Here is a 251-nt window from a genome sequence, read left to right as displayed (position 1 = left end):
CACCATTACATCCCTCACGCCAACAAGAAGGCGGCGCCCCAAGGCGCCATGAGGGTGAGTCTGTGCAAAGTCATTTGGACTGAACTGGGCCGCTTGAAGCAAGCAAATTGCCAGCGCATCTCCAACGGCAAGCGTTAGCGTGGTGCTTGCCGTAGGAGCCAATCCTAGGGGGCAAGCTTCGCGTGGCACGGCGGTAGAAACGACCACGTCGGCGTGTTGGGCCAATGGCGAATTCAAGTTTCCCGTCATCG

The 251-nt window shown here is 58.6% G+C and carries 1 protein-coding gene; it reads right to left on the bottom strand.

The window, feature by feature from the left end:
- Positions 1-249, bottom strand: a 249-nt coding sequence (locus SB658_RS26020) for an SIS domain-containing protein (RefSeq protein ID WP_410603374.1), incomplete at its 3' end; no start/stop codon positions are given.
- Between the last annotated feature and the right edge of the window lie 2 nt (positions 250-251).

It is taken from the genome of Bacillus sp. SIMBA_008 (genome assembly GCF_046535495.1).
GTDB classification, from domain to species: Bacteria; Bacillota; Bacilli; order Bacillales; family Bacillaceae; genus Bacillus; species Bacillus subtilis.
The sequence above is the reverse complement of the archived record's forward strand: the minus strand, read 5'-3'. Positions and strand labels throughout refer to the sequence as shown.